Source organism: Acinetobacter sp. UBA801 (assembly GCA_002296655.1).
Lineage (GTDB): Bacteria > Pseudomonadota > Gammaproteobacteria > Pseudomonadales > Moraxellaceae > Acinetobacter.
Genome location: DBIN01000008.1, coordinates 1 through 21,316, shown reverse-complemented (window position 1 = coordinate 21,316; position 21,316 = coordinate 1). Strand labels below are relative to the sequence as shown.

The following is a 21,316-nucleotide window of genomic DNA, read 5'->3' as shown; positions in this document are numbered from 1 at the left end:
TATTTAAAATCGCACAAATTACAACTGTTTGTATTTCGGCAATTTTTGCTGCAGCTTGTCAAACCACAGCTCCAACCTTAGGGCAAAAAGACCCTGAAAAAGCGGTGCAAGTACGTACCCAGTTGGCAGCAGAATACTTAAAAAATGGTGATTTAGATTCAGCCAAACGCGCACTTGATCAAGCTTTGGAAAGCGATTCACGTGATTCCGCTGCCAATATGATGATGGGCGTGTTGCTGCAACAAGAAGGCAGCAAGCTGAATTTAGAAAAAGCCGATGCTTATTTTAAGCGAGCCATTGCCGCTGACCCAAAAAATGCACAAGCGCGTAACAACTATGGTACGTATTTATATCAAGTAGAACGCTATAATGATGCGATTGAGCAGCTCAGTATTGCAGGTGCAACGCTAGGTTATGATCAACGCTTTAGAGCATTGGAAAATGTAGGTCGTATTTACTTGAAACTAGGCGATATAGAGAATGCCGAAAAGTCATTCAAACAAGCCTTGCAAGCCAATCGCGATTCTTATGTTTCAATGTTAGAGTTGTCGGAAATTTTATATTTAAGACAACAATTTGCACCCGCACGACAACTGTATGAACAATTTGTACGTGCAGTGGGGCAAACAAATCAAGGTGCACGTGCCTTATGGATCGGGATTCGTTTAGCACGTGCCAATGGCGATCAATTGGGAACTCAGGTTTTAGTGAACCAGCTGCGTGCATTATTTCCCAATAGCCAAGAATACCAACGTTATTTGCAATTACAGTACAGTACTGAGGCCGTATGGAAGTAAATCCTAATTCACCGCAACCCACACAGGGGACCACGCCTGTATCCCATGCATTAGGAAATGTTCAACGTCCAGGTGAGTACCTTCGTCAAATTCGCGTCAATCAAAAACGCGAGCTGGATGATGTTTCAAAAGATTTGAAAATTCCATTAAAAACGCTGATGGCGCTAGAGCAAGACGAATATACCGCTTTGCCTGAAGCGACCTTTATTAAAGGCTATTATCGTACCTATGCTAAATATTTACAGGTCGATGCTTCAGTCATTATTCAGCGTTTTGATGAAATTTATGCCAACGATACAGGGTTGTTGCCAAATCACGCCTTGAACAATTCACCCATTAAAATTATGGGAAAACTGCCTGGCTCTAACCGTGATCGCAATAAAAAGTGGCTCACTCGTATCGCCATAATTGTGGCGGTATTGCTGTTGTTGTGGGCATTGGTCGCGCTAATTCAAAACTGGATGTCATCTGGTCAAGAGGGTGCAGAACCTGAAATTGCAGTACTGCAATCCGATGTGCAAATTATTTCAGACAATGCGACAGGCAGCACGACTGCTCTTGCTTCAGGCGATCAGCTGAATTTGCAATTTTCTCGTCCAACTTCAGTGCATATTGTTGACGCTGCTGGCAATGTTTTGGCGACAGGACGTCAAGCCTCTACGTTAAATTTACAAGGCGAAGCTCCATTTCAAATTCGCTTAGATGATGCGACTGCTGTGTCATTAAGTTTGAATAATGAGTCGATTTCATTATCGCCATACACGGTGAACGGAAAAGCAGAATTCCGTTTATCTCGATAATACAGCAAGGTAGAGCGATATCATGATTGTAAATCCAATTCAACGCCGTCCGACCCGTAAAATTCGTGTGGGTTCTGTTTATGTGGGTGGGGATGCGCCCATCAGCATCCAAAGTATGACCAATACGGAAACCTGCGATGTTGCTGCAACTGTGGCACAAATTCAGCGTTGTGTAGATGCAGGTGTAGACATCATGCGTGTTTCTGTACCGACAATGGAATCCGCAGCTGCATTTGGTGAAATTCGTAAGCAAGTGTCTGTGCCGTTGGTGGCAGACATTCACTTTGATTATAAAATTGCGTTGGCGGTTGCCGATGCGGGTGCGGACTGTTTACGGATTAACCCAGGCAATATTGGTTCGGAAGCCAAGATTCGTGAAGTGGTGGCTGCAGCCAAACATCATGACATTTCTATGCGAATTGGTGTGAACGCTGGATCGCTGGAAAAAGATATTCAGAAAAAATATGGTGAGCCAACAGGGGCTGCATTGCTAGAATCTGCCATGCGTCATATTGATATATTAGACCGTCTAGATTTTCAGGAATTTAAAGTTTCAGTCAAAGCATCGAACGTGTTTTTAACGATGGATGCTTATCGTTTATTGTCACAAAAAATTGATAATCCATTACATTTGGGCGTGACTGAAGCAGGAATTTATCGTACTGGTACCGTAAAGTCTGCAATTGCCTTGGGTGGTCTGCTCATGGAAGGCATTGGCGATACCATGCGTATTTCGCTTGCGGCAGAACCTGAAGATGAAGTCAAAATTGGTTTTGATATTCTTAAATCTTTAAGCTTACGCTCAAACGGCATTAACTTCATTGCTTGCCCAAGCTGTTCACGTCAGGAATTTAATGTGATTTCTGTGATGCAGGCTTTGGAAGAGCGTTTGGAAGATATCCGCACGCCTATGGATGTATCGGTTATTGGATGTAAAGTGAATGGCCCAGGTGAAGCCAAAGAGGCGGATATTGGTGTGGTGGGTGCAAGTCCACGTTCGTTGGTATATCGAAATGGTGAAAAAAGCCATTTAATTGATACCAACCAACTTGTTGATGAAATCGAAAGCATGGTTCGTCAACGTGTGACAGAGCTTGAAGAAGCTAAATCTAAAGAGATTATTCGTACAAACTTTTCTGAGTAAGACATGAGTTCAATTGTTGCAATCAAAGGTTTTAATGACATTCTTCCAACGCAAACACCAGCGTGGAGACGTCTAGAGCAACATTTAGCATCTTTAATGGATGCTTATGGTTATCAACAAATTCGTTTGCCAATGGTCGAGCAAACCAATTTGTTTAAGCGTTCAATTGGTGATGCCACAGACATCGTCGAAAAAGAAATGTACACATTCCTAGATAAGGGTAATCCGCCAGAGTCTTTGACTTTACGTCCAGAAGGAACTGCAGGTTGTGTACGTGCCATGTTAGAGCACAATTTGCTACGTGGTGCGACACCGCGTGTATGGTATATCGGTCCGATGTTCCGTTATGAAAAACCGCAAAAAGGTCGTTATCGTCAATTCCATCAATTTGGTGTCGAAACTTTTGGTGTTGCCACACCCGATATGGATGCCGAACTTATTTTAATGACTGCGCGTTTATGGAAACGCATGGGCGTTGCCGATAAAGTTCGCTTAGAGTTAAATACCTTGGGTGAGTCGGATGAGCGTGCAGCCTATCGTGCCGCTTTGGTTGAATTTTTGCAAGCGCACAAAGCCGATTTAGATGAAGATTCACAGCGTCGTTTAAGTACCAATCCATTGCGTATTTTGGACTCGAAAGATGCTAAAACCCAAAGCATTCTAGAAAATGCACCTAAATTGCATGATTTTATGGGTGAAGACACCCTGAATCATTTTGCCCAATTACAGCAATATTTAACCGATGCTGGCATTGAGTTTGTGATTAATCAAAAACTGGTACGCGGTTTAGATTATTACAACAAAACCGTTTTTGAATGGACAACCACGCATTTAGGTTCGCAAGGCACAGTTTGTGCAGGCGGACGCTATGATGGTTTGGTGGGGCAGTTGAAAGGTAAAGCAGATCAGTCTGTACCTGCCGTGGGCTTTGCAATGGGTATTGAGCGTTTATTGTTATTGCTTGAACAGGTTGAAGACAATACAGCTGTACGTGATTGTGAAGTGTTCTTGTTGGCAGACCCAACAACTCAAGGCAAAGCGTTGGTTTTAGCTGAGCAAATTCGTGACCAATTGGAACAAGCGGGCAGCCAGATTCGCTTAAAAGTAGGTTCACAAGGCTCAATGAAAAGCCAAATGAAAAAAGCCGATCAATCAGGTGCAATCTACGCCTTGATTTTTGGTGAGCGCGAAGCAGAAGCACAGCAATTGGCAGTCAAAACTTTGGCAACTGCCGAGCAAACTGCAGTTGCTGTTGCTGAAATTGTACCTTTCATCATTGAAAAATTTTCTTCACAATAAGCCAAATAACATAAGGAAAAGGGTAATCCAATGAGCGCATTGAGTGATGACGAACAACTTGATAGTTTAAAATCGTTTGCGAAAAAATATGGTTCAGCCATGATTAGCGGGATTTTAATTGCGTTGATTGCCTTTTTCGGATGGCAATATTGGCAGAAAAAAACCTTGGCAGAGCAGCAAATGAATACAGCTAAAGTGCAACAACTGATGGATGATGCACGTACAGCGGAAGGCAATCCAGATGCCTTTAGTCAATTGTCTGCAACTGCCGATAAAATTGTGAAAGAAGCTCCAGATTCTGTGCAAGCCATTCAAACCCAATTCTTAATGGCAAAACTCGCTTACGATCAGCAAGATTTTGCTGCTGCAGAAAAAGCCTTAAAGAAAGTTGAAAACTCTAAAGTGAAAGACCAAGGCTTGCTGCAATTGGTTAAGTTGCGTTTGGCTTATGCACAGTTGGCGCAAAAGAAATACGATGAAGCTATTCAAAGTTTGGCAGCGGTGACTGATCCTGCATTTAAAGCGACTGCAGATGAAGCGCGTGGCGATGTTTATGTCGCGAAAAATGACCGTGAAAATGCCAAAAAAGCGTATCAAAGTGCATGGGATACTTTGGCGGAACGTAAACAAGAGCGTCAAATTTTACAAATAAAACTCGAAAGTGTTGGTGTTTTGGTGGATGATCCTGAAATTGAACGCCCAGTATTAGAAACACAAGTGGATGAGAGCTAATGAATAGAAAGTATAAAACACCGTTTGCACTGACCGTTTTAACCCTTGCTTTGGTGGGGTGTTCCACCAATAAAATTAAAGTTGCAGAAGTTAAGCCTAATCCACTACCAAAACTTGAGCAAGCACAAAGTTTAGTTCCTGTGTTTTCACAAAGCGTTGCATCGACTACAGCAGCCGATCCATTGCGTCTGCAATTAGATGCAGAAAATGGGGTGGTTTATACCGTTGATCCTAAAGGTGAAATGGCCGCCTATCAAGGCAAACAGCGCCTTTGGCAAAAACAAGTGTCTAAGCAAGGCTTAACGGCAGGTGTCAATGCTGCAGAAGGAATAGTGGTTGCAGGCAACAGCAAAGGACAATTGTTCGCCCTAGATCAGCAAACAGGCGAACAAAAGTGGGTTGCAAAGTTAACAGGTGCAATTCTTGCGCCATCGTTAATTCAGGCAGGTCGTGTGGTCACTGTCAGCAATGACGGCACGGTATATGCACACAATGCCGAAACAGGGCAATTGGTTTGGACTTACAATTTGCCAAACGTGCAATTTAGCTTACGTGGCATGGCGGCACCCGTTGCGCTCGATTCACGTACTGTGCTGATTGCTTCAGCAAATGCCTATGTGTATGCGCTAGATATTGTTACAGGCGTACCACGTATGCAGCGCCGTGTTGCTATTAGTGAAGGCCGTTCAGACATTCAACGCTTAAATGACATTGATGGTGACCCTGTGGTTGCGGGTCAATTCTTGGTGACTACAAGTTACCAAGGTCAGGTCACAGTATTGGACTTGGCTTCACAACAAGTGATTTGGAGTGAAGATGCAAGCAGTACCAAACGCCCAGAAGTTGCGGGGAATGGTGTATTTGTCAGCACTACAGATGGCAAAATTGCAGCTTACGAAATCACATCTGGGCAATTACTTTGGGAAAATGACAGTTTACTGAACCGTCGTTTATCTAATCCTGTATTGTTTGGAAAATATTTGGTGGTCGGTGATTTAGATGGTGTTTTACACCTCATTGATCCAAGCTCAGGGCAACTGGTTGGACGTTCAAAAACCAATGGCGAAGTCCGTTCATTGCGTGTAATTGACAATCAACTCTATGTCGCAACGCAAAAGGGCGCATTAAGCGTTTGGCAGAACCGCTAATTTTGTTCTGACTTTTATGCTAAAATAGTTGTCCGTATTTTTACGCGGGGTAATTGAATCATCAATGCCCCGTGTTTTTATTTAATAGAGTGGTCGATGTTCTCTTTGTCGTTTGCGTGGTCGCAACGCTGAACCCAACATCCATACTCTGTTCTTTCTTCCACAGTTTCGGATGTACAGACCATTGAAACTGACTGATCTTGAATAAAGGTTAATCTATGAAACCCGTAATTGCGCTCATTGGTCGTCCGAACGTCGGAAAATCAACGCTGTTTAACCAGATTACCAAGAGCCGTGATGCACTTGTTGCCGACTTTGCAGGTCTGACACGTGACCGCAAATATGGTGATGCAACCTATCAAAATAAATCTTTCATTGTGGTTGATACTGGCGGTATTGGCGAAAGTGAAGGTGGCATCGACTCTTATATGGCTGAACAATCTAAAACAGCCATCCACGAAGCCGATATGATCATTTTTGTGGTCGATGCACGTGCAGGCTTGTTAGCATCGGACGAGCAAATTGCGCGTGAATTGCGTACTTTGGGCAAAAAAGTATTCTTGGTGGCGAACAAAGTAGATGGCGTACATGCCGAAGCCGCTTTGGTTGAATTCTTTAAATTGGGAATGGGTGAGCCATTGCAAGTGGCCGCTAGTCATGGTCGAGGCGTTCAGCAAATGCTGGAAGACGTTTTGGCGGATGTTCCTGAAGATGAAAACCCAGATGCACATGATCAAGATACAGGTTTGCGTTTAGCTATTATTGGGCGTCCAAACGTAGGTAAATCGACACTGGTTAACCGTTTATTGGGCGAAGAACGTGTGGTGGCATATGATCAGCCGGGTACGACACGTGACTCTGTCTATATTCCGTTTGAGCGCAATGAACGTAAATACACCTTGATTGATACTGCAGGTGTGCGTCGTAAAGGTAAGGTCGATGAAATGATCGAGAAATTCTCGATTGTCAAAACCTTGCAAGCGATGAAAGATGCACACGTGGTGGTGATTGTGGTGGATGCACGAGATGGCATTGTCGAGCAAGATTTACACTTAATTGGTTATGCGCTTGAAGCAGGGCGTGCCATGGTGATTGCGATTAACAAATGGGACAATATGTCCGAATATGATCGCAAACAATGTAAGTTAGATGTTGAGCGTCGTTTTGACTTTATTCCATGGGCAAAAATTCATTTAATTTCTGCCTTGCATGGTACAGGTGTGGGCGATTTATATCCTTCAATTCACCGTGCTTATGAATCATCACGCTTAAAAGTGTCACCTGCGAAACTGACCCAAATTTTGAATGATGCAACAGATGCACACCATCCACCTAAAGTGCAAGGTCGTGCCATCAAAATGCGTTATGCACACATGGGTGGACAGAACCCGCCAACCATTGTGATTCATGGTAATAAGGTAGACAAAACTCCTGCAGATTATCGTCGCTATTTAGAAAACGTGTTCCGTAAAGTCTATAAACTAGAAGGTACACCTGTAAAAATTGAATTTAAGACCTCTGAAAACCCGTTTGAAGGACGTAAGTCACAAGTGGATGAACGCACAGCGGCACGTCGTCGCCGTTATGTGCAGAAGTTTAAGAAAGCCGAGAAGAAGTTTAAGCGAGGCTAAGGCTTAAACTTTGACGAGTTTGATTAAAAAATCCCGAATGTGAATTCGGGATTTTTTTTGAGTGACTTAATCTAAATATGATAGATGTAGAATTAATGCCGCTTCGCTAACAAGCTATTCGACAAACGATTTAACCATTGCGGGCTAATACTTGAAAGTTGCATCAGGGTTTTGGCTTTTAAACCGACTGCACGATGCGTATTGGTCAGAATCGAATCTTTAACCGTCGCTTGTTGATACACCACCTGTGCAACATCTTCTGTTGATAAATGCACACCCATGTTTTGAATGGTGGCTGCATCCATATCTTTAACCATTGCGGTTTGTACAAATAGCGGCATGACATCTAAGACCCGAATGCCGTATTTTTGCCACTCTATATCTAAACCTTCCGTAATGCCACGCACTGCAAACTTGGAAGCAGAATAAGAAATTAAATCGGCTTGTCCATAAATCGCAGATGCAGAAGATAGGTTAATCACCCGCGCAAAACTGGCTTGTTTTAAATAAGGAAAAGCCGCATGACAGCCGTTCAACACACCATTTACATTCACCGCCATAGTTCGATGATGCGCTTCTATAGGGGTGTTCTCAAATGCGCCTGAGTAGAGGATTCCAGCATTATTCACCAAAATATTCAATTCACCTGCCCATTGGCAAAAATCAGATAATGCAGCTTGCCAACTGGCATAGTCCGCCACATCAAGTAAACCTGCATGTGCACGCTCACCCAATTGTTCTGCCAATTGCTGCGCTTGTGCGAGATGAATATCATAAATACCGACACGGTAACCTTGTTGATAAAACAATTGTGCGATCGCCGCACCAATGCCTTGTGCAGCGCCACTAATCAAGATACTGTGCATTTGAACTTGCTCCCTGATGTTATTTTTGTTGTGCATATCGTCCTTGCTGTCTGAGCATAACAAAAAAATAGCTACATTCGTGCAATAAATTGAAATAAGGAACAACCCATGCAGCAATTGCTTTCCATCATGCAACAATTACGTCAACAATGCCCGTGGGATCAAAAACAAACCCCAGAAAGTTTGACTCAATATGCGATTGAAGAAGCTTATGAAGTTGAAGCGGCAGTGCGTTCAGGCAAGGTGGATGATGTACGTGATGAGCTAGGTGATTTGTTGTTGCAAGTGGTGTTTCAGGCACAAATGTATAGCGAGGAAGGTGCATTTGATTTTCAGGATGTGGTACAAGCCATTTGCGATAAATTGATCCGTCGGCATCCACACGTGTTTCATGCAGAACAGTTTACACAGCTTAGCGCAGAAGATGTTGCTGCCTTATGGAAAACCATCAAACAACAAGAAAAACAGGGTAAAGCAAAGTCCCGTTTAGATGCGGTGAAACATGCACCCGCATTGGTGCAAGCACAGCAAATTCAACAGCATGCGGCACAGTTGGGCTTTGACTTTCATACTGTGCAAGATGCCTATGGTAAGTTAGAAGAAGAATTGCAAGAACTACAAAATGCGATTCAGCAGCAACAATCCGACGAAATAGTGGATGAATTTGGGGATTGTTTGTTTTCTTTAATCAATGTTGGGCGTAAACTTGGCGTGTCCAGTGAGATGGCATTATTGGGCACGATTCATAAATTTAGAACACGCTTTGCTTACATTGAAGATCAGGCCGAATTACAACAAAAAACAATAGAAGATATGACTTTAGAAGAAATGGATCAACTTTGGGAGCAGGCAAAACAACAATTAAAATGACAGGTTTTGCAGCAACATGAATATATCGCAGCAATTAAAAGTTTCTTTTCGCTTTTTTTCTTTCGGATGGCAGTACTGGCTTGCATTGCTGTTATGTAGTATCAGCGCATGGACTACAGCACAAAATGTGCAGTCCAAGTCTACTCAGGTGAATGGACACAGCTATGATCAAAATTATTTAAAATGGAAAGCGCAGCAAGCTGCGCAAGATCAGCGTTTAAGTGCGACTCAAGCCTCAGCAACCGCAGAACATTATTTAGCGCGTCCTACCCAGCAAAGTGCGCATTCAAACCAGGTGCGTTTAAATAGTGCTTCATTAGAACAATTGCAGCAATTGTCTGGGGTGGGTATGAAAAAAGCACAAGCGATTGTGGAATATCGAAAACAAAATGGAAAATTCCAAAGTATTGAAGAACTTCAGCAAGTCAAAGGGATTGGGCCTGCCTTATTTGCCAAGAATAAACACAAGTTGGCATTGTAGCTGCAAGCAGAATTTTAGCACCGCACATTGCAAAATTAGCGTGTGAATCAAATTGCCCTTTGATTGTGTTAGAGATATGATTAGCGACATCTTATCTGTTTTACGTTCAGACGTAGGAGACAGCGTCTTTTGCAAACTTTGCGCGCGTCAAAATGTGGTTTATCTACCGCTCAATTACCTTCTTCCATTTTAGATGTTCTAGATGCTTTAACCAAAGCAGGCTATGAAGCCTATATAGTCGGTGGTGGAGTTCGTGACTTAATGTTAGGGCTAAATCCGAAGGATTTTGATGCCGTAACCAATGCTACCCCCTCACAAGTGAAAGAAGTTTTCGGACGACGTTGCCGAATTATTGGACGACGTTTTGAGTTGGCGCATGTCTATGCAGGACGTGAATTGATTGAAGTAGCCACTTTCCGAGCACCACCCAAAAAAGCTGTGACGTCTGCCGCAGGGATGATTCTGCGCGATAATAACTGGGGTACAATAGAGGAAGATTTTGCTCGTCGTGACTTTTCAATCAACGCATTGTATTACCAGCCACGCAAAGGCATCGTACTCGATTTTTGCAATGCGGTAGATGATATTAAGCACAGAAACTTGCGCTTATTGGGTGACCCAACCTTGCGTTTTGAAGAAGACCCAGTGCGTATGCTGCGTACTTTGCGTTTCGCTGCCAAATTAAATTTCAATATTGATCCAAAAATTCTTAAAATTTTTACGCCTGAAATGACGCAGTTATTGCGTGATGTTTCACCACACCGTTTATATGATGAGTCGCAAAAACTCTTTACGATGGGACATTTAAGCAAAGTCCTGCCTATGTTGATTGAGTTTGGTATTTGGCGTCAGTTATTTGCCGACATCAAGCCTGACATCAACTCTTTTATTGAGCGTGCAGCAAAAAATACCGATCAACGAATTGCAATTGGTAAAACCATCAACCCTGCATTTTTCTATGCTGTGCTGTTGTGGCAACCGTTTTTAGAGCGTTGTGACTTTTATCTTTCTAAAGGTGTGGTGGCAGCCGAAGCGCGAGCGCAAGCTGGTTTAGATGTGCTGAAACGTCAGGCGACACGTACCATTATCCCGCGCTTTGCTGAAACTTTTATTCGTGAAGTTTGGGAAATGCAAACCCGTTTATTGCAACCGAAACCACAGCAAATTGAAGCATTGTCTGGGCATGCACGTTTCCGTGCAGGGTTTGACTTTTTATTACTGCGTGAAAAAGCAGGTGATAGCTCGACTTTAGGGATGGGACAGTGGTGGGATGCCTACCAGCTCATGAGCACCGATGAAAAAGAACGTGCGATTGCCCAATACAATCGACTTCGTGCCAAGAGTCGCCGTAAAACAGCGCAAGAGCCTGTTGATGTGACACCAGTAACACATGCTGCTGATATGCAGATTGAACCCTTGGTGAATGAGCCTGAGCCTCGAAGTCGTCGTGCGCGTAAAGCGAAACAATATGAAGAAAATCGAGCGCAATTGACTGCTACAGCAAGCAGTTCAGGTATTGGTGCAGATCATCCAATTTTAAAACGTAAACGTGTGCAACGTGATTTAGGCCAAGTGATTTTTGGGCCAACACAATGAGCAACATCACCTATATTGGTTTAGGCAGTAATTTAGGCGATTCGCGTCAAATTTTGACTGAAGCGGTGCAAAAACTGGCAACACTGGGGCAGGTGCAGACATCTAAACTGTATCAAAGCCCACCAATGGGACCACAAGATCAGCCTAATTATTTGAATGCTGTGGTACGTTTAGATACCGAGCTTGAAGCCCTGGCATTGTTAGATGAATTGCAGCGTCTTGAACATGAGTCAGGTCGGGTACGTTTACGTCATTGGGGTGAGCGTACGCTAGATTTAGACTTGTTGATTTATGCTGATGCTAGTATTCAAAATGAACGTCTGACTGTACCGCATGTGGGGGTGTTAGAACGCGATTTTGTCGTCATCCCGCTGTTAGATTTGGATGCTAACTTAAGCGTCAAAGGACAATTATTAAAACACTCGCCATTGCTTGAACATCCGAGCTTAACTGTTGTGGATGCAGGCAATTGGGCAGGGCTATAAAGTTTTAAATTAAGCATGCGTGATGCTTTTTCCATAGAGGAATATTTCATGATTAGTTTAAGTGACCTAAGAAAATTTAAAGCGGAAGGTCGAAAATTCTCCTGCCTGACTTGCTATGATGCAAGCATGGCGAAAGCAATGGAAATTGCTGAAATTGATACGATTTTAATTGGTGATTCTTTGGGTATGTCTATTCAGGGACGTGACTCAACCTTGCCTGTAAGCGTGGCGGATATGGCTTATCACACTGCGGCGGTGCGTCGTGGTAATCAACATGCTTTTATTTTGACTGACTTGCCATTTATGAGTTATGCCACCTTAAATGATGCATTGCAAAGCTCGAAAGAAGTGATGCAGGCGGGTGCGCAAATGGTCAAAATGGAAGGTGGTGCATGGCTCTGTGAAACCGTTGCAACACTGACCCGTAATGGTATTCCTGTCTGTGTGCATTTAGGTTTAACGCCACAATCGGTGCATGTATTTGGCGGTTATAAATTACAGGCACGTACCCGTGAAGCTGCAGATAAACTAATTGCTGATTGTAAAGCTGTTGTAGAAGCTGGCGCTGCGATTCTATTATTAGAATGTGTGCCAGCACAGCTAGGTCAAGAAATTTCTGCCTTGTTCCCTGAAGTTCCCGTTATTGGAATTGGTGCGGGCGCAGACACTGACGGTCAGGTATTGGTGGTGCAAGACATGCTGGGGTTGACTTTTGGCCGTGTCGCAAAATTCGTGCGTAATTTTATGAAAGAACAAGCGGGTGAAACTGCCATTTTAGATGCGTTTAAAGCCTATCATGCTGCAGTTCAAGATGGCTCTTTCCCAGCACGTGAACAAACTTTCCAAGTCGAGTTGTAATATGAAAACTGAAACCACAATTCAAGGCTTAGCGGCTTCGTTACAGCCTGCACGCGCTGCACGAAAAAGCATTGGTTTTGTTCCGACCATGGGCAATTTGCACGAAGGGCATTTAACTTTAGTGCGCGAAGCGAAAAAAATATGTGATGTGGTGGTGGTTAGTATTTTTGTCAATCCAATTCAATTTGGGCCTAATGAAGACTTTGATAGTTATCCACGAACTTTAGACCAAGACAGTCAATTGTTAGCAGAGGTTGGCTGCGACATTATTTTTGCACCTTCAGTTGAGCAAATGTATGGTAACAAACCACGTTTGACCAATATTTCAGTCAGCCAGATTACGGCAGACTTGTGTGGTTTGCAGCGTCCTGGACACTTTGATGGTGTTGCGGTGGTCGTGACCAAATTATTCAACATGGTACAGCCAAACTATGCTTTCTTTGGTGAAAAAGACTATCAACAATTGGCAGTCATTCGTCAGTTTGTACGCGACTTGAATATTCCGCTAGAAGTGATTGGTATACCAATTGTACGTGCAGCTGATGGTTTGGCACTTAGTTCACGCAATGGGTATTTGAGTGTGGAACAGCGTCAAATTGCACCGACAATTTATCAAAGTTTAAAAACAGCTGCACAAGCATTACAGCAAGGTGAAACTTTGTCACAAGTGTTAGCGAATATTAAAGCAACATTGACAGCAGCAGGCTTTGTTGTGGACTATGTAGAGGCGCGTACAACAGAACTGCAGAAAATTGAAGCGTTTAGTGAAGATTTAGTGTTGTTCGTTGCGGCAAAATTGGGCAATACACGTTTAATTGATAATTTGCAGGTCAAACATTCTGCATAGCTGACAAGAGAAGGGTTGCATGCCATGAAACGTATTTTGATCGTAACAGGTCAATCGGGTTCTGGAAAATCTTCGGCATTACAAGTGTTGGAAGATTTGGGTTATTATTGTATTGATAATTTACCTTTGGCATTGCTTCCCGAAATTGTGGATAAACTGGATCAGGAAAATAACTTGGAACAGTTGGCATTGGGGGTAGATGTACGCAGTACCCGTGCCGACTTGCAAGAGTTTGATTTGGTATTTGAGCAACTGCAAAAGCATGGTTCAGTCGATATTATTTATCTGACCACGCAAGATCAGGAATTGATTGCCCGTTTTAGCGCATCACGCCGTCCGCATCCACTCTCTAATCGTTTTAAAAGCTTGAATGAATGTATTCAAGAAGAAAAAAACTTGTTGATGCCCATTCAGTTTCGCTCTTCGGTGCATATTGATACTACCGACAAAAGTGTGCATGATTTAAAACACGTGTTGTTGTCTAAGCTTGGGCAAACTGACAATCTCATTGTAATTTTACAATCCTTTGGCTATAAGCACGGAATTCCCTTAGATGCCGATTATGTCTTTGATGTACGCCATTTACCCAATCCACATTGGGATTTGGAGCTCAGGAAATATTCAGGCTTAGATGCACCTGTGCAGGAATTTTTGCAACAAAGTCCACAAACTCATGAAATGATTCATGACATTCAGCAGTTTTTAGAAAAATGGTTGCCAGCGTTTGCCGAAGGGCATCGCCACTACATTACCATTTCAATTGGCTGTACGGGTGGGCAACACCGTTCTGTCTATATCGTTGATAGACTAAAGAAAGCACTTGAGGCACAATGGTCTATTCAAGTCTTACACCGAGAAATGAAGCACTGGTCATGATTGACACAACTGTTGACGTAATTAATAAACTAGGTTTACATGCACGGGCATCTGGGAAGCTGATTGAAGTGACCACTAAATTTCGTTCGTCAATCCAAATTGGTAAAGGCGACAAATTGGTTGATGCTAAAAATATTATGTCCTTGCTCATGTTAGGTGCAGGCAAGGGAACTACTTTACGCTTGGTGATTGATGGTGCAGATGAAGAAAAAGCTTTATCTGATATTCAAGCACTGTTTGCAGCAAAATTTTACGAGGCAGATTAATCGTGGCACGTCGACCGCAACGTTTTACCGAAGATGACTTTGAATCTTTAGAAGGGCGTGCAAGTAAAACCGAACAGAAAAAAGCCGTACAACGTATGGCTGCGCTAGGCGAACAATTGGCGCAGTTAAGCACCAAACAAATTCAAAAACTTCCAGTAGAAGAGCGTTTAATTGATGCTTTACTGGAATTGCAAAGTATTACTTCACATGAAGCACGTCGTCGTCAGTGTCAGCGTATTGGTAAATTGTTGCGTAATGAAGATGAAAGCGTAATTTTGTCTTATTTGACCCCGCAACAAGGTGCGAAAAAAACCGCACAGTTACAGCGTTGGGTGGAGCGAATCATTAAAGATGGCGACCCTGTAATTAATGATTTTAGTAAAACCTATAAAGCGGCTGAGCGTCATACGCTGCGTCAGCATGTGTTGCGTATCCATCGTGATATGAAGCAAGAAATGTCTGTAGAAGAACTTGAAGCATCTAAACTCAAGTTGTTTAACTATGTGCAGCAAGTCGCTTTATTGTCAGAAAGCTAAATTAGTGTTCCTTATCTAAGAAGATAGATAGCGTGAGCTGATGATTGCACAAAAAAACGACTCATGCCGAGTCGTTTTTTATTTGGCCTGTTATGTGTAGGGATTTTTCAAATTTTAGCCACACTCACCGACTGAACGCTCTTTGGCCCATTCGCGCAGTACAAATTTTTGTAGCTTACCTGTCGACGTTTTGGGAATTTCAGTAATCACCACATCCTTTGGCACTTTAAAACGCGCTAAATGTTGACTGCAATAGGCAATAATTTCTTCAGGGCTGACCTGTTTACCTTCTTTCAGTTCAATAAAGGCACACGGGACTTCTTGCCAACGTGGGTCTGGTTTTGCCACCACTGCGGCGGTCAAAACTGCAGGATGTTGATACAACACTTCTTCCACTTCGAGTGAAGAAATATTTTCACCACCTGAAATAATCACATCTTTAGAACGGTCAGTAATTTTGGCGTAGCCATCAGGTTGGCAGACAGCTAAATCGCCCGTATGGAACCAACCGCCTGCAAATGCTTCTGCGGTAGCTTCTGGGTTTTTCAAATAGCCTTTCATCACGATATTGCCACGGAACATAATTTCGCCCATGGTTTTGCCGTCTTTTGGCACGGGTTGCATGGTTTCAGGGTCTAAAACTTTCATGCCATCTTGCAATGGGTAAGGAACGCCTTGACGCGAATGTAATTGTGACTGTTCCTGAATGGATAGGTCGCTCCAACCAGCTTGAGAAGCACACAATGCAGATGGGCCATAGGTTTCAGTTAAGCCATAAACGTGAGTCACATTAATGCCAATATTGCGCATGCCCTCAATAATTGCTGCTGGTGGTGCAGCACCAGCAACCATCACTTCAACACGGTGATCAAACTGGGTTTTTTTCTGTTCTGGGGTATTGATGAGCATCGACAAGACAATTGGTGCACCGCAGAAATAATCGACTTTGTGCTCTGCGATTAATTTAAAAATCAGTTCAGGGTCGACTTTTCGCAAGCAGATATTGGTGCCACCGTTGGCCGCCATTGTCCATGCAAAGCACCAGCCATTACAGTGGAATAGGGGCAATGTCCATAGGTAGGTTGCACGTGGGGTCATCCCGCAGGCAATAATATTGCTGGCTGCATTAATGTAAGCACCACGATGATGATAGACCACGCCTTTCGGGTTGCCTGTCGTGCCCGAAGTATAGTTCAGGCTAATTGCATCCCATTCATCTTGAGGTAAATGCCATTCAAAATTGGGGTCACCTGCAGCCAGCCAAGTTTCGTATTCAATCTGTCCGATGCTAAGAGCATTGGCAGCATGCTCATATTCTGCATCGCTGACATCAATCACGTAAATTTCATGATTGACCATCTGCAACGCTTCTTGTGCTAAAGCCGCAAATTCAGGGTCCACCAAAAGCACTTTGGATTCTGCATGATCGAGCATAAATGCCAGTGTTTTAGCATCCAGACGAGTGTTTAAGGTATTCAGCACTGCACCTGACATTGGTACGGCAAAGTGTGCTTCTAGCATGGCGGGAACATTTGGGAGCAGCACCGAAACAGTATCATTTTTGCTGATGCCTAAATTTTGAAGTTGATGCGCAAATTGGCAGCAGCGCAAATAAGTTTCGCGCCAGGTAATTTGACGTGAACCGTGAATAATCGCGTTTTGGTGAGGGTAAATATAAGCTGCCCGCTCTAAGTAACGTAACGGGGACAAGGCGACAAAGTTCGCAGGGGTACGCGGTAGTTCATCGTATGCGCTGACCATTGTTATTCTCCATATATGTGTCGTTATTTTATCCAACTTAAAACGATAGGGATTTTATGGCAGCTTTGCATTTATGCTTTAGTCGAAAATCTGTTGTTTTTATTTTGAATCACTTGTAAGTATATTTAAAAATTAGTTTCAGTAAAAATTAGCAGCTTTTTTACTCAATAAAAAAAATCACTTATTTTGTTATTTGGCTTTATAGAGTGATGGGTTGAGTCCTATCCAACGCTTAAATGCACGTCAAAATTTCCGTAATTCACTAAAGCCAAGTGGTTGGCTAATTTCAGTCATGCTCATAGGCGCGATGTAATCTACGTCTGGTTATTTGTAGTTATAAATTTAAGTCCCCCACTTGTTTTTAAGTAGGGACTAAATTAAGGCTTATAGAATGAATTCATAAGGTCTATTCAGTGCACGCTTACTTTTACGCAACTTCATGAGCAGCTTGATCCACAGCAAAAATGGGTTAATCCATTTTAAGTCATATTTTCACGACTCCAAGTTTGAGTGCAGCGTGATGTTCAATAAACAACTCAAGCAATCGTCAAAGTAAGCGCATTGAACAGGGGAGCGTGATATGCAAAGTAATTATTTTTGGATGGGAGATTATATTTATCCTGAGGGTAGTCATCCACATGCCTTATATGGACGTAACAGCAATCAAGGGTTGATTCAATTGCCCAAACAGCATTGCATTCAAATAGATGATTACGTGTTTTTACGCCCGCAGTAGAGTGAGGCGGTGTTACCACAGTTTGCCGAGGTGTATGCCTATCAGCATGGACAATTCACGCTGTGGGTAACCTGCAGGGAATAAAAACAGCTGAAATACCGATTCTTTGGCTTTTTTAGTACACAAAGGTTTAAACCTGAACGCAAGCCGTGTAAAATTTAAGGCGCTTTTTATTTATACACCGTTTTTATCTTTTGAGGGTCTCCCTTAATCATAATCTCGCGGTGATATGCTCCATGGTACGGGGCATCACTCCTTAAGGATTTTTATCTATGCCTATTATCACTTTGCCAAATGGCGATCAAAAACAGTTTGATCAAGCCGTATCTGTGATGGAAGTTGCTCAAAGCATCGGTCCAGGTCTTGCCAAAAATACAGTTGCTGGACGTGTGAATGATCGTTTGGTCGATGCTTGCGATTTAATTACTGAAGATGCAACCGTACAAATTATTACGCCTAAAGATGAAGAAGGTGTAGAAATTATCCGTCACTCATGTGCGCACTTAGTAGGGCATGCGGTAAAACAGCTTTTCCCTGAAGCGAAAATGGTGATAGGCCCTGTCATTGAAGAAGGTTTCTACTATGACATCTGGATGCCACGCCCATTTACGTTAGATGACTTGGCAGCAATCGAAGAGCGTATGAAAAAGCTCATCGACCAAGATTATGATGTTGTGAAAAAAATGACCCCGCGTGATGAGGTGATTGCAGAATTCACAGCACGTGGCGAAGAATATAAATTACGTTTGATTGCAGACATGCCAAACGAAACTCAAATGGGCTTGTACTATCACCAAGACTATTTGGATATGTGCCGCGGTCCACACGTTCCAAACACTAAATTCTTAAAGTCGTTCAAACTCACCAAAATTTCTGGCGCTTACTGGCGCGGTGATGCCAAAAACGAACAGTTACAACGTATTTATGGTACGGCTTGGGCAGATAAAAAGCAACTCGCGGCGTATATCAAACGTATAGAAGAAGCAGAAAAACGTGACCATCGTAAAATTGGTAAAGCTTTGGACTTGTTCCACATGCAGGAAGAAGCGCCAGGCATGGTGTTCTGGCATCCAAATGGCTGGACGATTTACCAAGTACTTGAGCAATACATGCGTAAAGTACAACAAGACCACGGTTACTTGGAAATTCGTACCCCGCAAGTGGTCGATTTTACGCTATGGGAAAAATCAGGACATGCTGCCAACTATGCAGACAATATGTTCACTACCCATTCTGAAAATCGTAATTATGCAGTAAAACCAATGAACTGCCCATGTCACGTACAAGTTTTTAACCAAGGGCTAAAGTCGTATCGTGATTTGCCAATTCGTCTGGCAGAATTTGGTTCATGTCACCGTAATGAGCCATCGGGTTCATTGCACGGCATTATGCGCGTGCGTGGCTTTACACAAGACGATGCTCACATTTTTTGTACCAAAGAGCAAATTGGGCCTGAAGTTGCAGACTTCATCAAACTGACTTTAGATGTTTATAAAGATTTCGGTTTTGAAGAGGTGCAAATGAAGCTGTCTACACGTCCTGAAAAACGTGTGGGAGATGATGCACTTTGGGATATTGCAGAAAAATCTTTGGCAGATGCTCTGGATGCTGCAGGTCTAGATTGGGAGTTACAACCGGGTGAAGGCGCGTTCTACGGCCCGAAAATTGAATTCTCACTGAAAGACTGCTTAGGTCGTGTGTGGCAATGTGGTACAATTCAGTGTGACTTTAACTTGCCTGAACGTTTAGAGGCATCTTATGTCACTGAAGACAATGATCGTGATCAGCCTGTAATGTTGCACCGTGCAATTCTTGGCAGCTTTGAACGATTTATTGGTATACTTATTGAGCACTATGCAGGCTTTATGCCACCATGGTTAGCGCCAGTGCAAGCTTGTGTTATGAATATTACCGACTCACAAGCTGCTGCAAGTGAACAGGTCGTCGCAAAACTTAAAGAAAACGGTATTCGTGCTATTTCTGACTTGAGAAATGAGAAAATCGGCTTTAAGATTCGTGAGCGTACATTAGAGCGTATTCCATACTTATTGGTACTTGGGGACCGTGAAGTGGAAGAAGGAACGGTAAACGTCCGTACTCGCTCAGGAACAAATTTGGGTACTATGTCAATTGATGCTTTCATTGACCTAGTGAAAACAGCCGTCGCAGAACGCGGCCGGTATATTGTGGAGTAACAGCGATTAAACAGCCTGACCGTAATCAACAGGGCGGAAAATCTAACCGTCCTGCTTTGAATGATGAAATTCGTGCAAAAGAAGTCCGTCTTGTAGACGAAAATGGTGAGCAAAAAGGTATTGTCAGCTTGGCTGATGCATTACGCGCAGCAGAAAGCGTAGACCTTGATTTGGTGGAAATTGTGGCAAATGCTGAACCACCAGTATGCAAAATCATGGACTTTAACAAGCATTTGTTTGATCTAAAGCAAAAGCAGAAAGAAGCGAAGAAAAAACAGCATCAAGTACAGGTGAAAGAAATCAAGCTGCGCCCTGCGACTGATGTTGGCGATTACAACGTAAAATTACGTGCAATTATCAAATTCCTTGAAGAAGGAAACAAGGTAAAAATCACTTTACGCTTCCGTGGTCGTGAAATGGCTCACCAACAGTTAGGTTTGGCTCAATTACAAAAAGTTGAAGCTGACGTAGTTGAATATGGTGTAGTTGAACAAGCACCAAAAATGGAAGGTCGTCAAATGGGAATGCTGCTTGGTCCTAAAAAGAAAAAGTAAGCACTTATTGAGTCTAAAAAGCCCTGCAATCGCAGGGCTTTTTGATGCTGGTTTTATGAGTCTCGATGGAATTTTAAATTCCAATGGTCTTGAAGCATTTGAACAATCGCATGACGATGCTGTTTGGAAAAACTGAGTAAATACATCAGGCTGAATTTATGTCTCAGCCAATTGATGGGTTGTTGATGAATAAAAACAAACTCTATGGTTCCCATTTTTCTGTCAAATGCATCTAGATCACTCGTTGAATCGAAAGTTTTTACTTGCCTTAACATCCAAGTAAGTGGTGCATCAAACTGATGATTAATCCGGCAATCATAAATTTCATGTTTTTGAATGCCTAAAGTAATGGGAATGTTCCAAACCCTATAATAAATTTTCTGTGGTGTAATGATTAAACGTAAATTTCCATAAGACCACTGCGATGGCAATACAGCCTAGATTGTATAAGAGCATGGTCAGTTCCAGCTCAATGAATAGCGTCCAGATTTCTACATAAGTCTTATTGTTGCTCCGCCCGATATAGAAGATAACTGAAGTTACCAAGAGCGGCAAGAGAACAAAAAATACTGCTGCAAGTTTAAAGATAGCAACCGGATACTGGGCGAATTCAAACATGAGGTGGGAGAGTTTGAAAAGTCTTATGATAATCAACAAGCTGAGCAAATTTCTCTAATGGTGTAAGCCAATCTAACGCTTTTCTAGGACGAGTATTCAGTGACATGGCAACTTGATTTAAATAATGCTGATCTGCCTGATTTAAATCAATCCCTTTAGGTAAATATTGCCTAATTAAACCATTCATATTTTCGCATGTGCCTTTTTGCCAGGGTGAATG

The 21,316-nt window shown here is 42.7% G+C and carries 22 protein-coding genes; 19 read left to right on the top strand and 3 right to left on the bottom strand.

Features of this window, described 5'->3' with window-relative positions:
* The first annotated feature begins 8 nt into the window (after positions 1-8).
* The 7 genes from pilW (at position 9) to der (ending at position 7,551) form a co-directional block, all read left to right on the top strand.
* Entirely contained in the window at positions 9-797 is a 789-nt protein-coding gene (gene pilW / locus B2W49_RS00905) for a type IV pilus biogenesis/stability protein PilW (RefSeq protein WP_414630567.1), read from the top strand.
* Complete coding sequence (locus tag B2W49_RS00900; RefSeq protein ID WP_291333694.1) at positions 788-1,597, top strand: helix-turn-helix domain-containing protein; 810 nt, start codon at positions 788-790, stop codon at positions 1,595-1,597. The genes pilW and B2W49_RS00900 overlap by 10 nt, the downstream gene beginning before the upstream one ends.
* 22 nt (positions 1,598-1,619) lie before the next feature.
* Positions 1,620-2,741 carry a flavodoxin-dependent (E)-4-hydroxy-3-methylbut-2-enyl-diphosphate synthase gene (ispG, locus tag B2W49_RS00895; protein ID WP_291333692.1) on the top strand — a complete coding sequence of 374 codons (1,122 nt, stop codon included), beginning with the start codon at positions 1,620-1,622 and terminating at the stop codon, positions 2,739-2,741.
* Between the two features lie 3 nt (positions 2,742-2,744).
* A complete protein-coding gene (hisS, locus tag B2W49_RS00890) occupies positions 2,745-4,040 on the top strand; it encodes a histidine--tRNA ligase (protein ID WP_291333690.1) in 1,296 nt (431 codons plus the stop codon).
* Positions 4,041-4,070: 30 nt separating this feature from the next.
* Positions 4,071-4,772 (top strand): YfgM family protein, encoded by a 702-nt coding sequence (locus B2W49_RS00885; RefSeq protein WP_291333688.1) that lies wholly within the window; start codon positions 4,071-4,073, stop codon positions 4,770-4,772.
* Entirely contained in the window at positions 4,772-5,920 is a 1,149-nt protein-coding gene (bamB, locus tag B2W49_RS00880) for an outer membrane protein assembly factor BamB (protein WP_291333686.1), read from the top strand. Before B2W49_RS00885 ends, bamB begins: the two co-directional genes overlap by 1 nt.
* A gap of 218 nt (positions 5,921-6,138) precedes the next feature.
* The gene (gene der, locus B2W49_RS00875; RefSeq protein WP_291333684.1) at positions 6,139-7,551 is read left to right on the top strand and encodes a ribosome biogenesis GTPase Der; all 1,413 of its coding nucleotides are present in this window, start codon (positions 6,139-6,141) and stop codon (positions 7,549-7,551) included.
* Positions 7,552-7,643: 92 nt separating this feature from the next.
* Here der and B2W49_RS00870 read toward each other — a convergent pair whose 3' ends face one another.
* Entirely contained in the window at positions 7,644-8,417 is a 774-nt protein-coding gene (locus B2W49_RS00870) for an SDR family oxidoreductase (protein ID WP_291333682.1), read from the bottom strand.
* Positions 8,418-8,525: 108 nt separating this feature from the next.
* Here B2W49_RS00870 and mazG point away from each other — a divergent pair, with 108 nt between their 5' ends.
* From mazG to yjgA, 9 genes are all read left to right on the top strand, one after another.
* The gene (gene mazG, locus B2W49_RS00865; protein ID WP_291333680.1) at positions 8,526-9,287 is read left to right on the top strand and encodes a nucleoside triphosphate pyrophosphohydrolase; all 762 of its coding nucleotides are present in this window, start codon (positions 8,526-8,528) and stop codon (positions 9,285-9,287) included.
* A 16-nt stretch (positions 9,288-9,303) separates the two neighbouring features.
* Positions 9,304-9,768 carry a ComEA family DNA-binding protein gene (locus tag B2W49_RS00860; protein WP_291333678.1) on the top strand — a complete coding sequence of 155 codons (465 nt, stop codon included), beginning with the start codon at positions 9,304-9,306 and terminating at the stop codon, positions 9,766-9,768.
* A gap of 129 nt (positions 9,769-9,897) precedes the next feature.
* Positions 9,898-11,364, top strand: coding sequence for a polynucleotide adenylyltransferase PcnB (pcnB, locus tag B2W49_RS00855; protein ID WP_291333676.1), 1,467 nt, complete (start codon positions 9,898-9,900; stop codon positions 11,362-11,364).
* A complete protein-coding gene (folK, locus tag B2W49_RS00850; RefSeq protein ID WP_291333674.1) occupies positions 11,361-11,849 on the top strand; it encodes a 2-amino-4-hydroxy-6-hydroxymethyldihydropteridine diphosphokinase in 489 nt (162 codons plus the stop codon). Before pcnB ends, folK begins: the two co-directional genes overlap by 4 nt.
* Before the next feature lie 48 nt (positions 11,850-11,897).
* Positions 11,898-12,707 (top strand): 3-methyl-2-oxobutanoate hydroxymethyltransferase, encoded by an 810-nt coding sequence (gene panB / locus B2W49_RS00845; protein WP_291333672.1) that lies wholly within the window; start codon positions 11,898-11,900, stop codon positions 12,705-12,707.
* Position 12,708: 1 nt separating this feature from the next.
* Positions 12,709-13,554 carry a pantoate--beta-alanine ligase gene (gene panC, locus B2W49_RS00840; protein WP_291333671.1) on the top strand — a complete coding sequence of 282 codons (846 nt, stop codon included), beginning with the start codon at positions 12,709-12,711 and terminating at the stop codon, positions 13,552-13,554.
* A 24-nt stretch (positions 13,555-13,578) separates the two neighbouring features.
* Positions 13,579-14,430: an RNase adapter RapZ gene (rapZ, locus tag B2W49_RS00835; protein WP_291333669.1), complete on the top strand. Its 852-nt coding sequence runs from the start codon at positions 13,579-13,581 to the stop codon at positions 14,428-14,430.
* A complete protein-coding gene (locus tag B2W49_RS00830) occupies positions 14,427-14,696 on the top strand; it encodes an HPr family phosphocarrier protein (protein ID WP_026438354.1) in 270 nt (89 codons plus the stop codon). The genes rapZ and B2W49_RS00830 overlap by 4 nt, the downstream gene beginning before the upstream one ends.
* Before the next feature lie 2 nt (positions 14,697-14,698).
* Entirely contained in the window at positions 14,699-15,232 is a 534-nt protein-coding gene (gene yjgA, locus B2W49_RS00825) for a ribosome biogenesis factor YjgA (protein ID WP_291333652.1), read from the top strand.
* Positions 15,233-15,346: 114 nt separating this feature from the next.
* Here yjgA and B2W49_RS00820 read toward each other — a convergent pair whose 3' ends face one another.
* Entirely contained in the window at positions 15,347-16,993 is a 1,647-nt protein-coding gene (locus B2W49_RS00820) for an acyl-CoA synthetase (RefSeq protein WP_291333650.1), read from the bottom strand.
* A gap of 580 nt (positions 16,994-17,573) precedes the next feature.
* On the opposite strand from B2W49_RS00820, the gene B2W49_RS00815 reads away from it, so the two are divergent.
* From B2W49_RS00815 to infC, 3 genes are all read left to right on the top strand, one after another.
* Positions 17,574-17,729, top strand: coding sequence for a hypothetical protein (locus B2W49_RS00815; protein WP_291333648.1), 156 nt, complete (start codon positions 17,574-17,576; stop codon positions 17,727-17,729).
* Between the two features lie 272 nt (positions 17,730-18,001).
* Entirely contained in the window at positions 18,002-19,924 is a 1,923-nt protein-coding gene (thrS, locus tag B2W49_RS00810; RefSeq protein WP_291333646.1) for a threonine--tRNA ligase, read from the top strand.
* 5 nt (positions 19,925-19,929) lie between these two features.
* Positions 19,930-20,478 (top strand): translation initiation factor IF-3, encoded by a 549-nt coding sequence (gene infC / locus B2W49_RS00805; RefSeq protein WP_074964463.1) that lies wholly within the window; start codon positions 19,930-19,932, stop codon positions 20,476-20,478.
* 610 nt (positions 20,479-21,088) lie between these two features.
* Here infC and B2W49_RS00800 read toward each other — a convergent pair.
* Positions 21,089-21,316 (bottom strand): transposase (locus tag B2W49_RS00800; protein ID WP_414630566.1); only part of this gene is annotated, 228 nt, incomplete at its 5' end.

Coding starts and splice junctions, on each gene's coding strand:
- panB (WP_291333672.1), top strand. CDS start 11,898: ATGATTAGTTTAAGTGACCTAAGAAAATTTAAAGCGGAAGGTCGAAAA.
- thrS (WP_291333646.1), top strand. CDS start 18,002: ATGCCTATTATCACTTTGCCAAATGGCGATCAAAAACAGTTTGATCAA.
- hisS (WP_291333690.1), top strand. CDS start 2,745: ATGAGTTCAATTGTTGCAATCAAAGGTTTTAATGACATTCTTCCAACG.
- B2W49_RS00860 (WP_291333678.1), top strand. CDS start 9,304: ATGAATATATCGCAGCAATTAAAAGTTTCTTTTCGCTTTTTTTCTTTC.
- bamB (WP_291333686.1), top strand. CDS start 4,772: ATGAATAGAAAGTATAAAACACCGTTTGCACTGACCGTTTTAACCCTT.
- B2W49_RS00885 (WP_291333688.1), top strand. CDS start 4,071: ATGAGCGCATTGAGTGATGACGAACAACTTGATAGTTTAAAATCGTTT.
- B2W49_RS00815 (WP_291333648.1), top strand. CDS start 17,574: ATGCAAAGTAATTATTTTTGGATGGGAGATTATATTTATCCTGAGGGT.
- B2W49_RS00830 (WP_026438354.1), top strand. CDS start 14,427: ATGATTGACACAACTGTTGACGTAATTAATAAACTAGGTTTACATGCA.
- der (WP_291333684.1), top strand. CDS start 6,139: ATGAAACCCGTAATTGCGCTCATTGGTCGTCCGAACGTCGGAAAATCA.
- mazG (WP_291333680.1), top strand. CDS start 8,526: ATGCAGCAATTGCTTTCCATCATGCAACAATTACGTCAACAATGCCCG.
- panC (WP_291333671.1), top strand. CDS start 12,709: ATGAAAACTGAAACCACAATTCAAGGCTTAGCGGCTTCGTTACAGCCT.
- folK (WP_291333674.1), top strand. CDS start 11,361: ATGAGCAACATCACCTATATTGGTTTAGGCAGTAATTTAGGCGATTCG.
- rapZ (WP_291333669.1), top strand. CDS start 13,579: ATGAAACGTATTTTGATCGTAACAGGTCAATCGGGTTCTGGAAAATCT.
- ispG (WP_291333692.1), top strand. CDS start 1,620: ATGATTGTAAATCCAATTCAACGCCGTCCGACCCGTAAAATTCGTGTG.
- B2W49_RS00900 (WP_291333694.1), top strand. CDS start 788: ATGGAAGTAAATCCTAATTCACCGCAACCCACACAGGGGACCACGCCT.
- B2W49_RS00820 (WP_291333650.1), bottom strand. CDS start 16,993: ATGGTCAGCGCATACGATGAACTACCGCGTACCCCTGCGAACTTTGTC.
- B2W49_RS00870 (WP_291333682.1), bottom strand. CDS start 8,417: ATGCACAGTATCTTGATTAGTGGCGCTGCACAAGGCATTGGTGCGGCG.